This window comes from Marinobacterium mangrovicola (genome assembly GCF_004339595.1).
Lineage (GTDB): Bacteria > Pseudomonadota > Gammaproteobacteria > Pseudomonadales > Balneatricaceae > Marinobacterium_D > Marinobacterium_D mangrovicola.
Genome location: NZ_SMFU01000007.1, coordinates 535,636 through 548,709, shown reverse-complemented (window position 1 = coordinate 548,709; position 13,074 = coordinate 535,636). Strand labels below are relative to the sequence as shown.

Annotated in this window: 14 protein-coding genes and 3 tRNA genes; 1 reads left to right on the top strand and 16 read right to left on the bottom strand. The window is 57.4% G+C overall.

Translation table 11 applies throughout. The annotated features are described in order from the left end of the window. Positions 1–97: 97 nt before the first annotated feature. The 11 genes from CLV83_RS03380 to CLV83_RS03330 form a co-directional block, all read right to left on the bottom strand. Positions 98–841 carry a spermidine synthase gene (locus tag CLV83_RS03380; protein ID WP_132287491.1) on the bottom strand — a complete coding sequence of 248 codons (744 nt, stop codon included), beginning with the start codon at positions 839–841 and terminating at the stop codon, positions 98–100. 31 nt (positions 842–872) lie between these two features. After that, positions 873–2,018 carry an HD-GYP domain-containing protein gene (locus CLV83_RS03375; RefSeq protein ID WP_207894710.1) on the bottom strand — a complete coding sequence of 382 codons (1,146 nt, stop codon included), beginning with the start codon at positions 2,016–2,018 and terminating at the stop codon, positions 873–875. Between the two features lie 92 nt (positions 2,019–2,110). Continuing rightward, complete coding sequence (locus CLV83_RS03370) at positions 2,111–2,887, bottom strand: CLCA_X family protein (protein ID WP_132287484.1); 777 nt, start codon at positions 2,885–2,887, stop codon at positions 2,111–2,113. 3 nt (positions 2,888–2,890) lie between these two features. Next, entirely contained in the window at positions 2,891–3,814 is a 924-nt protein-coding gene (locus CLV83_RS03365; protein ID WP_132287481.1) for a ZIP family metal transporter, read from the bottom strand. Between the two features lie 188 nt (positions 3,815–4,002). Next, on the bottom strand, positions 4,003–4,590 hold the full coding sequence (locus CLV83_RS03360) for a DUF3833 domain-containing protein (RefSeq protein WP_132287478.1): 588 nt from the start codon (positions 4,588–4,590) through the stop codon (positions 4,003–4,005). Positions 4,591–4,604: 14 nt separating this feature from the next. Further along, entirely contained in the window at positions 4,605–5,123 is a 519-nt protein-coding gene (locus tag CLV83_RS03355) for a chalcone isomerase family protein (protein ID WP_132287475.1), read from the bottom strand. Continuing rightward, a complete protein-coding gene (locus tag CLV83_RS03350; RefSeq protein ID WP_132287472.1) occupies positions 5,104–5,664 on the bottom strand; it encodes a DUF2878 domain-containing protein in 561 nt (186 codons plus the stop codon). The genes CLV83_RS03355 and CLV83_RS03350 overlap by 20 nt, the downstream gene beginning before the upstream one ends. A 50-nt stretch (positions 5,665–5,714) precedes the next feature. Then, positions 5,715–6,560 (bottom strand): M48 family metallopeptidase, encoded by an 846-nt coding sequence (locus tag CLV83_RS03345; RefSeq protein ID WP_132287469.1) that lies wholly within the window; start codon positions 6,558–6,560, stop codon positions 5,715–5,717. A gap of 68 nt (positions 6,561–6,628) precedes the next feature. Next, on the bottom strand, positions 6,629–7,876 hold the full coding sequence (gene stpA, locus CLV83_RS03340; RefSeq protein WP_132287466.1) for a glucosylglycerol 3-phosphatase: 1,248 nt from the start codon (positions 7,874–7,876) through the stop codon (positions 6,629–6,631). Positions 7,877–7,984: 108 nt separating this feature from the next. Further along, positions 7,985–8,476 (bottom strand): gamma-glutamylcyclotransferase family protein, encoded by a 492-nt coding sequence (locus CLV83_RS03335; protein WP_132287463.1) that lies wholly within the window; start codon positions 8,474–8,476, stop codon positions 7,985–7,987. Further along, positions 8,473–8,790 (bottom strand): antibiotic biosynthesis monooxygenase family protein, encoded by a 318-nt coding sequence (locus tag CLV83_RS03330; RefSeq protein WP_132287460.1) that lies wholly within the window; start codon positions 8,788–8,790, stop codon positions 8,473–8,475. Before CLV83_RS03330 ends, CLV83_RS03335 begins: the two co-directional genes overlap by 4 nt. Positions 8,791–8,905: 115 nt before the next feature. Here CLV83_RS03330 and CLV83_RS03325 point away from each other — a divergent pair, with 115 nt between their 5' ends. Then, entirely contained in the window at positions 8,906–9,562 is a 657-nt protein-coding gene (locus CLV83_RS03325; protein ID WP_132287457.1) for an HAD family hydrolase, read from the top strand. A gap of 36 nt (positions 9,563–9,598) precedes the next feature. On the opposite strand, the gene CLV83_RS03320 is transcribed toward CLV83_RS03325, so the two are convergent. The 5 genes from CLV83_RS03320 to gltX all read right to left on the bottom strand — a co-directional run bounded on the left by CLV83_RS03320 (position 9,599) and on the right by gltX (position 12,739). Continuing rightward, positions 9,599–10,654 carry an ELM1/GtrOC1 family putative glycosyltransferase gene (locus CLV83_RS03320; protein ID WP_132287454.1) on the bottom strand — a complete coding sequence of 352 codons (1,056 nt, stop codon included), beginning with the start codon at positions 10,652–10,654 and terminating at the stop codon, positions 9,599–9,601. A gap of 156 nt (positions 10,655–10,810) precedes the next feature. Then, positions 10,811–10,886: transfer RNA gene (locus CLV83_RS03315), tRNA-Ala, on the bottom strand. Positions 10,887–10,917: 31 nt separating this feature from the next. Next, a tRNA-Glu gene (locus CLV83_RS03310) sits at positions 10,918–10,993 on the bottom strand. Positions 10,994–11,012: 19 nt separating this feature from the next. Beyond that, a tRNA-Ala gene (locus CLV83_RS03305) sits at positions 11,013–11,088 on the bottom strand. A 163-nt stretch (positions 11,089–11,251) separates the two neighbouring features. Then, complete coding sequence (gltX, locus tag CLV83_RS03300; protein ID WP_132287451.1) at positions 11,252–12,739, bottom strand: glutamate--tRNA ligase; 1,488 nt, start codon at positions 12,737–12,739, stop codon at positions 11,252–11,254. Positions 12,740–13,074: the final 335 nt, after the last annotated feature.

Sequence of the window (13,074 nt, the reverse complement as noted above, 5' to 3'; positions counted from 1 at the left end):
ACAATAGCTAATTAGCCACGTGTAGATAGCAAACCTCATACCAACAGCGTTCTATCCGCACTGCAGGTTAAGACTTGCTCAAGCTCTTTTCGCCTGCCTAAAACAACGATTGTAGTCGCTTGAACCCTGGATGAAGAGAGAAACCCAGCTGCTTTTCCAGCTGTTTTAACCGAGTTTTGATCTGGGTGTTACTCAGCTGGGAGGGCTGCTTGCCGGCAAAGAGTACCCAGTTACCGTCGCTGGTACGGACGCTCAGCAGCTCGGTAAACCAGGTTGACAGCAGGTTTGGCAGTTCGCTGCTTTCATGCTCGCGCCAGCAGTTGAGTACCAGCCAGCCATCCGCCTTGATCAGTTCCGCGCAGCGCTCGATAAAGTCGGGATCCAGCTGCATCTCATCCATGCCATCAGACCCGTAAAGATCACTGAACAGAATATCCACGCCCGAGGTTTCCGGCGCTCCCAGGTAGGCTTTGGCATCCATCTCATGCAGCACCAGACGCTTGCTGCGCGGTAATTGGAAAAAGCGCCGTGCCGCCTCGATTACGGCCGGTCGTAGCTCGACCACCTGCTGTTTGCTCGCGGGAAAGCGGTTGTGCAGGCAGGTATTCAGGCTGCCGGCGCCGAGCCCCAGGGTCAGCACGCGGCGCGGCTCGGTAAACATCAGCGCCAACAGCATCGCCCGGGTGTATTCGTGCTGAAGATCGGTAACATCGGTTTTCAACACACAGCTTTGTTCATCATCATCGCCAAAACTCAGAATTCGGCGGTTGCCGTCGTCGAGCACTCGAACGACGCCGTATTGATCATATTCACGGTAGATTTCACGGGCTGAAGCGGTCATTACAGGTTTACATATCCTTGATCGGCCAGGCTTAGCTGCGAGGCTCTTCGGGGGTAACGAGACTGTCGATTGAGTGAAGGGTCAGATCGGTCAACGAGGGGAACAGATCTTCGAGCACGCGGGATACTCGCGCAAAGGTATCTTTCAGGTCAAGAAAGGCATCGACCACATCCGGGTCGAAGTGACTACCGCGCCCCGCGGCAATCACCTCAACGGCGGTTTCGTGACCCAGCGCATCCTTGTAGGGACGCCGCGAGGAGATCGCATCATAGACATCCGCCACAGACATCAGCCGCGCAGCCACAGGAATCTGCTCACCGACAAGACCCTGGGGGTAACCGGTGCCATCCCAACGCTCATGATGGCTTAAGGTCACCTCCTGCCCTACCTTGAGAAAACGCGCCGCCCGTTCGCCTAACTGCCGTTCCATCAGCTGTTCAGCGGTATGCATCGCCTGGTAGCCGAAATAAGCGTGCTGCTTCATGATCTCGAACTCATCCGGCGTCAGCTCACCGGGCTTCTGCAGGATCGAATCGGGGATCGCCACTTTGCCGATGTCGTGCAGCGCGGCGGTCTTGTACAACAGATCGATGGTGTCTGAATCGAGCTCATCACTGAACCGGGGGTGATGACGCAGATGCTCCGCCAAAGCCTTAACGTAGTGCTGGGTCCGCAGTATATGGTTGCCGGTGGAGTGATCCCGAACCCGCGCCACAGAGGCCAGACAGAGAATAGCGGCATCCTGAACCACCGACAGTTCGTTCATCACATGCGCCATCGCATCGCTCTGGGCATCGTAGCGCTGCTGCAGCTGACTCAGTTTGGAGTGAGTGCGCAGCTTTGCCTCCACGACCGGAGCTAGAAACGGCAGCGCAAGATAATCGTCGCAACCCAATTCAAGGGCGGACAACCGCGCCTCCGGCGTGGCATGTCGATTGAGCATCAACACCGGCAGAGCGCCCTCCCGTGCCGCAGTAATCACGGCACGGCAACTGGTCTCTCCGATATGCGCTGCTACCGCGTCATCGAGCAGAACGGCATCGAAACGCTGCTCTTTCAGTCGCGCCTGCAACTCTTCAGGCAGATGCAGCACCTCCAGAGCGTAAGCGGGATCAAGCACATTCACGAAGCCTTCCAGGATAGCTTCATCAGCGGTGAGGTAGATCAGTTGTGCCATCAGCATTCCTTGACTCGATGAACAGCGCGGTGGCGATGGTCGCGAATGATATACATCATTAGAGCAATGTTCAGAACCCGCGTACAGTCCTGCTATCGTCTGAGTGCCCTGCCCAGCAAACTGAAGTAGGCGGCAAAGGCCTGCCCTATCAGTTCTCTCTCGGCGCCACGCGGATAAACACCGGCCTTGGCCTCGGGGGATTCTTTGGTACCTTTCACCAGGAAATGGTTTTTTAGCCTCGCATCCTGGATCCAGGACTCAAAGGCGCGGGCACAGACCTCCTCCGGCAAACTGAAGTAAAGATGCCCCTGGGCACGATCCACCTTCATCGAACGCTTCACCAGGTCACTGGGTGCGCTGCCATCGGCATTAAGCATGATCGCGTTATAGCAGGCGAACAGACGCTGGTTTAACGGGTGCTCTATCTGCTCCTCATCGTGCAGCCAGGCACGGGAGCCAAACACTGACGGCGAGAGCGCATTGAACGCCTGGCCGGCGATATAGTGATCAAAGGCGTGAAACCACTCATGGGCAATACTGCCAGGGCCTGCATTTTTGGCCAGCGCAAAGGTGTGCTGGGCGGCATCGTAATGGGCTGCCACACCTGGCCGACCACCGGTGCCATAATGCAGCGCCAGCGAGCCTCGCAGCGAGATCACCAGTTCCGGCACCTGCAGGATCTGCATCAGATCGCAGAGCGCAGCGTGAAACTGTGGCGCCACCGCCGCCTGCTCCGCCTTGGTAACCCAGCGGCCGATGCGGATACCACGGAAATCAAACTGACGGCGGATCGCCGCAAAATCGGAATTCTCCAACTCAGCGTAGATCGGACCGTTGCGATAAAACTGCCTTTCGCGGATAGAACTCATCAACTAGCCCAGCACCGTATCCAGGATCATCATCAGCCCAAAGCCCGCCATCAGGCCGATAGTGGCTGGCGTTTGATGACCGTTGCGGTGGGTTTCGGGAATCACTTCATGGGAGACCACAAACAGCATGGCACCTGCCGCCAATCCCAGGCCGACCGGGTAGGCAATAGGTACACCGCTCGCCACACCGATGCCGAGAAACGCGCCCAGCAGTTCCATCATGCCGGTAGCACCGGCCAGCAATACCGATGTTGCCGGTCGCATGCCGGCGGCCCGCAGCGCCATCGCCACCGCCAGCCCTTCGGGAATATTCTGTACCGCTATCGCCGTGGTTAGAGGCAGTCCGACACTGAGGTCGCCGCCGGAAAAGCTGACACCGATCGCCATCCCCTCCGGCAGGTTGTGCAGGGCAATAGCCAGGGTGAACAACCAGACCCGATTCAGGCGTTGATAATCGGGGCCATGAGCGCCGAGATGCTCATGTTCGTGGGGCGTAAACCGGTCTAGCCCCAGCATCAGCACGACCCCAAGTGCCAGCCCGGCAGAGAGAATCAGCGATGAGAGAATCGGGCTGCCGGTGAGACGTTCACCTTCAGCGAGTCCCGGCAGAATCAATGAAAACGAGGAAGCCGCCAGCATCATCCCGGCGGCAAAGCCGAGCATGGAGTCTTCGGTGCGGGTCTTGAGATTAGTTAACAGCAGCGCTCCGCAGGCACCCAGTGCTGTCGATGCGAAACCCACAAAACCGCCAATAGCCGCATCACGAAATGAAACAGACAAGGCTGAGGTGCCCAGCAACTGACTCAGCAATAACAGCAGTATCGCCAGGGAGGCGGTGAAAAGACCTGCGGCGGTCCAGGGGCGTGCGCGGATTTCAGCCAGCCAGGCACCGATAAAACCCTGCGTGGATCGATCGTAGCTACTCATAAGTCCTTGTCATAAGCCGTTGTCATAAACCCTTGTAACAACTCCCTGCCCTAACTCCTCGGTGGCTCCGGTATTACCGGGCAACCAGTATACCCAAGACAGGCCAGCATAACTTATCCGCCAGTGGAAAAGCCTTGCCTGAAGCACCGGACTTTTTAGGGCATTCCAACAACCAAGGCCTTCCAGGCTCAATCCAGTCGGCAATCCTCGGACAGCGGTCGCTGCGCCGTGTCAGATGTTTTCGAGATGTAGAGTGTTACCTCACCGACAGGGATTCCCCACTTGGACATCTGGGTTCTGTTGATCAGTGTCTGGTCATCCACCAGATACATCCAGTCGTCCATGCCCAATACCCACTCGTTACCGGACACCGGCACACGCAGCTTGTACTGCCAGTTCAATGCATTGCCTTCGGCGCTGCCGGCCGCCTCACCCACCACATCACCTGCGCTGCCCGAATAAGTGTAGGTGGAACTCCGCTCTTCCTCTTTTAGGCGCCAGCAACGATGCTGCTCGCTGCCATCGGCATAGATAAACAGTTCATCCAGTACACCCTGCCCCTGCTCGTCCCAGCGGCCAACAATATCGGCAGTAAAGCGACGTACCACCTTGCCGCTGAAGTCCTGCACTATGCCTTTGGCTTCCAGCTGTCCGGAGAAAAACTCACTGAGTTTGAGCACCGGAGTCTCTTCACGGTAATCGCTCAGGTTGGCAGAGCACCCCGCCAGCGCGAGAGCACCCAGCAACGGCACAGCCAGTTTTGAACGCCTGATCATCTTCTTCTCCTTGCCTATTCCTTGCCGATGAGCTGCTGTGTCAGCTCCGGGTAGTCGCTATCCGGTGCCAGCCAGATATCCAAAAATGCGCGGTTAAAGTCGCTATTCTCCAGCTCGCCCAGATATTCACGATTGAAGTAGAAAGCGCCCCGGCCATCAGGGCTCAGATAAAACGCCAGCTGATCACCATCGTCGACACTGGGCAGCAGTTTATTCAGCCGGTTACGAGGTACCGCCAGTGCATCGACCCGTCCCTCAAGCTGGCTCAGGGTTTCCTCGACAAGCTCCTCGCTGGAGATCGCACGATGATAGGTCAGCTCCAGCAGCAACGGCGCTTCACCGGCACGGTAGGCGCCGTCCGGGCTAAACAGGCGGGCATCGTAGATATCCAGCCAAAGCAAACTAAGCCGTGCCTGGCCCACCTGTTCCAGCCCCTGCGGATACCTGGTTTGCGCCGAAGCAGACAGACCCAGGCTCATCAGAGCGATGATCAGACAAACCCGAAAACCGGAATTAACGCGATACACAGACATGGCGCACCTCGATTCGATCTTTAAGCCATACCAGCAGCGGGAACAACAGCGCCCAAACCAGCGTCAGCAGCGCTACCGCCGGTAACGTTCCAGGTCCAAGGGAGACCGCACCCAACTCCGACGCCGCCAGATAGGTGCTGCTGCCACCGGGACCGCCGATCAGGGCCGCGAGACGGTAGCGACGAGAAAACCAGTTGAGTGTTTGATTCAGGGTCGCCGCGAAGGCAAACCAGAGCACCAGCAGCCATAACGGCGGCAGCAGATAAGCGGGGGAAAACAGAAAGACGCCACTAAGCGTCAACAGGGAATCGGCAGCAAAACCGAGCAACGCTGCGGCCAGAATAAGTTGCAGCTCTTTACGTGGAGCACTGTGCAGAACAAGGTGAGCCAGCAACAGCAGCAGTGCGACAGGCACCGCCGCATTGCCCCAGAGCACCAGTGACCACCAGATCAGCTGAAAACCGACCAGGTTTAGCCAGAAGTTATCTGAGAGCCCCGAATAGCGGGTAAGTCCGTAAAACCGGGAAAGCCGGGATGTCATAACCTGCTCCAACGTTGATGCAGGGGTTACGCATCCCGGTCAGGGGTGGATCAGCGCAGAGCGTCACACTGGGGCTTGCGCCCCTCTGCCCGCGCCTGTTCATAGATCGGTTGAAGTTCTTTCACGCGGTCGCCGAGGATCGATACGCGACTGGTAGGTGCCGGATGGGTGGACATAAACTCCGGCGGTGCGGAGCCGCCCTCTGCCGCCATTTTTCTCCAGAGGCTGGAGGCCTGGCGCGGATCAAAGCCGGCATCGGCCATCAGATCCTGTCCCAGCACATCGGCCTCACGCTCATGGGAGCGGCTGTAAGGCAGGATGACACCATACTCGGCGCCCAGGCCCATCGCGGTCATCAGCGCTTCCTGGGTGCCCGCCTCTACCCGGTTGGTCAGCAGCAGATTGGCCATGTTCAGCCCGGTGGAGGTGAGCTGTTGCTGGCTCAGGCGCGCATTGCTGTGCTGCGCCAGTACATGGGAGATCTCATGACCGATAACGGCTGCCAGCTGATCCTGGTTATCGACCATTTTCAGCATGCCGGTATATACGCCGATCTTTCCGCCCGGTACCGCAAAAGCATTAACCGCGTCATCCTTGAAAACGCGAATCTCCCACTGCTCGGACTGCAGCCCGTAACTGGCAGGAATCCGATCGATCAGTGCCTCGCTAACACAGCGAACATAGCGGTTCACCTTGTCGCCGGAGTCGATCGGCGTATTCGCCTTAATCTGTTCGAAGGATTTTTCGCCGATCGCGTTCATCTGTGTCGGCGAGTTAAGCAGCAGCGTACTTTCTCCGGTCGGTGAGGTCGCACAGCCGGCCAGCAGCGTGCCACCGAGCAGAGGAATAACAGTTGTTCGTACAAGCCGCGCTAAGGGTTTGGCGCTCAGGTTCATCAACTCAACGTCCTGGTCAGGTTTATTGTCAGGTTTGAAGTTCTAACCGGCACCAGGGCCGGCCATCGTTATTGCGCCCGGCGTGTTGCCAGGTCACAGAAGAAATTCACATATTCGGTATGACCGCCGGTAAACAGAAAATTCAGTCTCAGCTCATCATTTGGATCGGTAATACCGCTCAGCGCCCCGTGCAGATCACTCTCCAGCCTCGCACCATCGACGCCGGGGCGAATCACCTCTCCGCCACTGCTGTCGATGAATACACAGGCGTTATCGGTGGCAAAGCTCTCCCCCAGCGCCTGTACCAGAGTCAGGAAACCGCGATCACTGCCCCCACGCTGATAGCCACCGCCGGCCTGCGCATGGGAGGTGACCGTATCACCGACACCAACAATGCACGGCATCTCGGCCGGATCAAACCGACGCTTTGCCAGCGCCAGCAGCTGATCCATATCCGCCGGCGCCTCGCGCGCATTGAACTGCTCACCCAGGGGGTACTCACCGGTGCGGCGATAATAATAGTGATTCAGCAGGACGAGCACACCCACCTCTTTCACCGCGCCGCGCAGCATGAATTGAAAGTCGGTGGTACCGGCATCGGAACCATCGCTGATACGCGGTTTTTCAAGCCCATCGACGCGGCCCAGGTTGGGGGCGTAATGAATGAAAAAGGAATCACCCAGTCCCGCTGCCGCCGCTCGCTCCAGTAACGCTTCGCTGAAGGTGATCGCCAGTTGCTGAATCTCTGCGTACTGCTCCGGCTGGTGGCGAAAGTGATGGTAGAGCGTATTGATATTGAGGGTTGGCGATACCTGGTTATCGAGCACGCAGGCTTCCACCAAGACGGATAGCGTCTCGTCAGGCAGTGAATACGGGGCCCGGCTGAGATTTTCATTGAGAAACTCCCGCCCCCACTGCGGCACCTGAGCCAGGAATTCGAGTTCAGCCTCGCTGACACCGGGGTGTGTGACATGCCCCAACGCGTCCTGCAGCTGCACACCGCCGCCGGCCAGCCCCGGAAGATAGAGCCCGCGTTCAAACGCCTCTTCAGGAGTATCGAAGGCGCGCTCGACGATATCGTTCACTCCACGCGAGCCGATATGCTCACCATTGGTCAGAACGAAAAAATGCCCGTCCATCAGTTTGCCCGCTTCGACGTAACGGCGCTCGATACGCCGGGTCAGAGGATCACTCACCAGCCCCATACAGACACCGTCCAGGTCCTGGATGATCAACAGGTTTTCACATTGAGACAGAGTCTCGAGCAGTGCGGTGTGATCGAGCGAGTAGCGGGCTTCATGCAGTGATCTAGGCATCGTCCAAGGTGACCTTTCCTTAGCTAAGAAGACTCAACATGGTTGCGGCTCTGTGCCCATCAGTCAACCGAGCGCCCCGGAGATGTCGCCAAGGTCAGGGGTATAGCGTCAGAGATATAACGCCCGCTGGCGAGCTTCACGCTCGAGGTCGGGGTCATCGATAAAACCTACCGCCTCGAGCCGGCGCAGATAGTGTTCCGGCAAGCCCAGCTCTCTTGCGCCGACCAATACATGCTGAAGATACCAGCCATAGGGCTGCAGCCGGGGATCGATCAAGGTGGCATAGTAGGTGAAAGCGGTATATTCGCGGCCGAGCTCATCAACCACACTGACAGATTTCTTATCATAACCGCGCCCAAGCCCTTCCACCCGATCAAGCACCCGCTCAGAGGCTTCTCCCAGTTCGTAGACTGCACCCAGCACCCGATCCTCGCCATTACCGGTGTAAAAGCTATCGCACTTGGCCGACCCATCCGGGCTAATCTTGTGAAAGCGCAGGTCGTGCTCGAGCAGCGTGCAGGTCGCGATTCGTTGTGCATCCGGCGCCCGCTCGCGCAGCCGAAGCAGCGACATGTTGGACCCGTAGGCGAAATAGATCATCCACCCTCCTCAGGCATCACCACCCATTCCGGCTCTTCGAACTCGCCCAGGGTGTCGATCTCTACAAAGGGCGCGGCGCTCAGGATAATCTCTTTGACCTGCTGACTTGGCTTCGCCTCCATCGCATCGCGCTCCGCCTTGCTGTTCCAGTGCGCGATAGCGATCAGCGTGTCGGGATCACCAAGCTTGCGGTGCAGCTCGGTGCCTTGGGCGCCGGGCGCCTGCTGTATCAGCCGACTGGCTCTTACCCAAGCGTCGGCATACTGCTCTGCTGAGTAACCCGGTTTGATTCTGACCTGAAAGATATATTTCACGCACCCTCCTGTTCATGCTGACGGCCGCTTGCCATGCCTATGGCTGAGTATAGCGACCCTGTGCGCTCACCCAGCTGTGTTAGACTCGCCAGCCTAGATTAATCACGGAGGCCCGATGAAGTTCAATGCGGTGTTATTCGACCATGACGGTACGCTGGTCGATTCTGAAGCGATCCATATGCAGCTCTGGCGCGAGGTAATGACACCCTATGGCGTGCAGATCAGCGATGCCGATTACTGGGAAAAGATGCTCGGCGTACCGATGGAACAGAGCGCTGCCGAACTGATCGACCTCCACCGCCTGAATACCAGTGTCGAGCTGATCTCGGCCGCCAAAAACAGCGCCAATCGAGCCTTCCTCAGCAACAACTGCTTCCCGCAGATAGCGGGCGCCACAGAGGCCCTGAAGTCACTGGCGGCACGCACCCGACTTGCGCTGGTCAGCGGCTCACAAAGGGACTGTGTCGAAGCGTCCATTCGCGGCCACGGCTGGAGCTCAATGTTCGAGCAGGTGGTCAGTGGCGACGATGTAGAGCGCAACAAGCCTCATCCGGACAGCTACCTCAAGGCACTTGAGTTGATGCGCCAACCCGCTAACGCCAGCGTTGCCGTTGAGGACACCGAGACCGGCGTGCTGGCCGCACGCGCAGCAGGTCTTGAGGTGATCGCCATTCGAAGCCCACTTTCGGCCAGCCACGATTTTTCCGCCGCCACCGCCGTGGTCGACAGCCTGAGTGAGGCCCATCAGTGGCTGCTGGCACGACTCGCCTGAAATAGCCTGAGACAGCACACTCCGCTGGAACGTCGATCAGTAACTCGGCGGGTAGTACTCCACGCCCCTTCCCGCTGGTTGTGGCGGACGAGCAAGACGCAGGCTGATCTGGTTGATGGCCGCCTCAAGCACCTGGTCGTAGGTCGCCAGTATTTCCGGCTGCACAGGTGTAAATTGCGCCATGGCTGCGATATCACAGAACGCCAGCCAATTGGCCTCCTGGTAATGCTGTAGAGTCTGCTGATGCACCCCTTCCCCGACACTCACCTGCCCCGGACGAAGCGCCACCACCGGCAGAGCGCGGTTCTGAGCGACCGCTTCGGTCATCATGCTCAGGCTGTCGGCGGTCACGAAAATACGATCGGCCGCCCTGAGAAAACTCCCCAAACCGGGACCTGAATCCCGGTAATGGATAACACCCTGGCAATAATTGAGCAGCTGAGGATCGGATAACAGAGCAGTTCCTGCTTCGGGCGTGCGGCGCGAATTACTGACCAGCCAGCGAATATCATATTTTTCTGCCAGATCGATCATCGCGGCTTTCAGGCACTGCCAGTCCTGCTCCTGATAACAGAAGCCAGAACCTTCTCCCCCAATTAACAACAGCCAGAGAGGCTTAGAGGAGCCCTGCAGATCATCAGCCCCCTGGGCATCGTTCACCGCTTTCGCTGTTGAACTGAATGGAACCCGTGTCGCAACCTGATTGGGGAGGCGATCATCCCGCGCAGTCACGAGCACAGAGAAAAGCCTGGGTGGGAGACCGTAACGGTTACCGATCAGAATATTGTCGCAGCGATACCGCTTAGCAAGTGCCACATTCAGTGGCACCACCTTGCCACCAAACGAGACGATCTGCTGGGGCATCCCCTGAGGTAGCTGACAGCGATAAAAACTGAGAAAAAGACGCGGCCAGACCATCCCGATACGTGATAACCACAGCATCAACAGCCGCAACAAACCGACGCGTGGATAGGCATGAACAGTTTTCACCACTGCTCCTGAACGATTCGCCAGGCGCTGCGCCAGCCCCAGAGATTGACTCAGGTGACCCGCCTTACCATCGTAGAGCACCCAGATTTCCGGATTCGACATCTGCTTACCTCCTTAGTTGAAGGCAAGACTAGGCGCGAAATATTAGGAAGAGCTTAAAGGAATATGACGTTTCGAATACAACAGACGAACGCAAACACCGAAGATCATCCTTGTAACAGGATGCACGTAAAAACGGTGGTTAAATGCGTAAAGAAGTGGTGGAGCCTAGCGGGATCGAACCGCTGACCTCGACACTGCCAGTGTCGCGCTCTCCCAGCTGAGCTAAGGCCCCACGAATCAGGCAAAAAAACCTGAAGAAGAGATGGCGTCCCATAGGGGGTTCGAACCCCTGTTACCGCCGTGAAAGGGCGGTGTCCTAGGCCACTAGACGAATGGGACGCTGTGAACATTACGGATTTGGTGGAGCCTAGCGGGATCGAACCGCTGACCTCAACACTGCCAGTGTTGCGCTCTCCCAGCTGAGCTAAGGCCCCTCCGTAAGGACGAGGCGTATACTACTGAGCGCCCCCGGTAGTGTCAAGCGTTTCGCAATCGCCAATTGAAGATTTTTTTCTTTTACGATCAACAGGTTAGTTTTTAAACAAAAAAGGCCGCCGAGCATCTGCACCGGCGGCCTTGAGTTAGCCCTTAAAGCGTTTAACCGAGCTCGATAGCGCGGTACTCTTTTTCCCAGCTCTTGGTCTGTTTCTTGGACGGGCCACCGATGGTATCCAGTGCAAAACGCACACGGGCACGGCTCATATCCGGACCCAGGATAGCCATGGCATCCACTACAGACACGGTCTGTGCAGTACCAGAGATAGCCACAAACAGCGGGAACAGGAAGTCACGGATCTTGAAGTCCAGCGCTTCGCCCAGCCCTTTCAGGCCGTTGAACAGCTGATCACGATCCCAGTGGCGCTGCTCATCGAGGTACCAGGAAGCAAACTGGAGGATACGGCGCACATCGTCGATGCTCAGCTTCTTGTGCTCAAAGCTTGCTTCGCTCACCGGCATCATGCCGGACAGGAAGAAACCGGCCAGCGGTGCGATATCGGAGAATTTTTCTACGCGCGGCTGAATCAACGGGATAATCTGCATCAAATACTCGGGGTTGAGCGCCCACTGCTGAACCCGCGCCGCAAATTGCTCCGGATTCAGCTCTTCACGGATCCACAGACCGTTCAGCCAGCTGAGTTTTTCCTGGTCGAAGACAGGACCACCCAGGGAGACACGGTGGATATCGAACGCTGCGAACATCTCCTCGCGGCTGAATTTCTCACGCTCGTCCGGCATTGACCAGCCCATGCGACCGAGGTAGTTCAGCACCGCTTCAGCCATGTAGCCCATGCGCTGGTAGTAGAGAATGCTGGTCGGGTTCTTGCGCTTGGACAGCTTGGTCTTGTCCGGGTTACGCAGCAGCGGCATATGGCAGAGTTTCGGCATATCCCAACCGAAGTATTCGTACAGCAGCTTGTGCTTGGGCGCGGAGTTGATCCACTCTTCACCACGGATCACATGGCTGATCTGCATCAGGTGGTCATCAACCACGTTAGCCAGGTGATAGGTCGGCATGCCATCTGACTTGAGCAGGATCTGCGCATCAACCTGCGCCCAGTCCAGTTCCATGGTGCCACGCAGCATATCGTCGACTTCGCAGACACCTTCGGTCGGCACCTTCATACGCACGACGTAAGGCTCGCCCGCGGCCATCCGACGCTCTGCTTCTTCGGCCGGCAGTTCCAGATCTTCCTGCTTCAGCGCACGCTGACGACCCGCTTCTTTATTGGCTTCGCGCAGTTCGTTCAGCTCATCCGCTGTACGGAAGCAGAGGAACGCCTTGCCCTCTTCCACCAGGCGCATCGCAAAGTCTTTGTACATATGTTTGCGTTCGCTCTGGCGATACGGGCCATGTTCGCCGCCCACATCGGGACCTTCGTCCCATTCGAGGCCCAACCAGCGCAGGCTGTCCAGGATCGCTTTTTCCGATTCCGGTGTGCTGCGAGTCTGATCGGTATCCTCGATACGCAGGATGAACTGGCCACCATGCTGACGGGCAAAAGCCAGGTTGAAGAGAGCAATGTAGGCGGTGCCAACGTGAGGATCGCCGGTAGGTGACGGCGCGATACGAGTGCGAACGGTCATAATGTCCTGATTCGGTTTGAACGTGATAAAAGCGCGATTATAGCCTTGTCACCGACCTGTTCGCTATCGGGGCGCCCGAACTCTTAAACATCCTTCCGTCAGCCTGCCCAGCACCACTTCAGTGCATCGACGCACCCTTATGGAGACGATTCTGGTTATTTTTTAGCTAGTTAGCGGTAGTGTGCTAACGAATAAAGTGGTGAAAGCGCGCAATTACAGGGTTTTTATAAGTTGGCACGGCGTGTGCTTTATATAATTACAGGTTGGTAAGCCAGACGCATATGTCTCGACCAACCAGTTTTTCGCACACGAGGGGCACTGCGAATCCGCCGCAT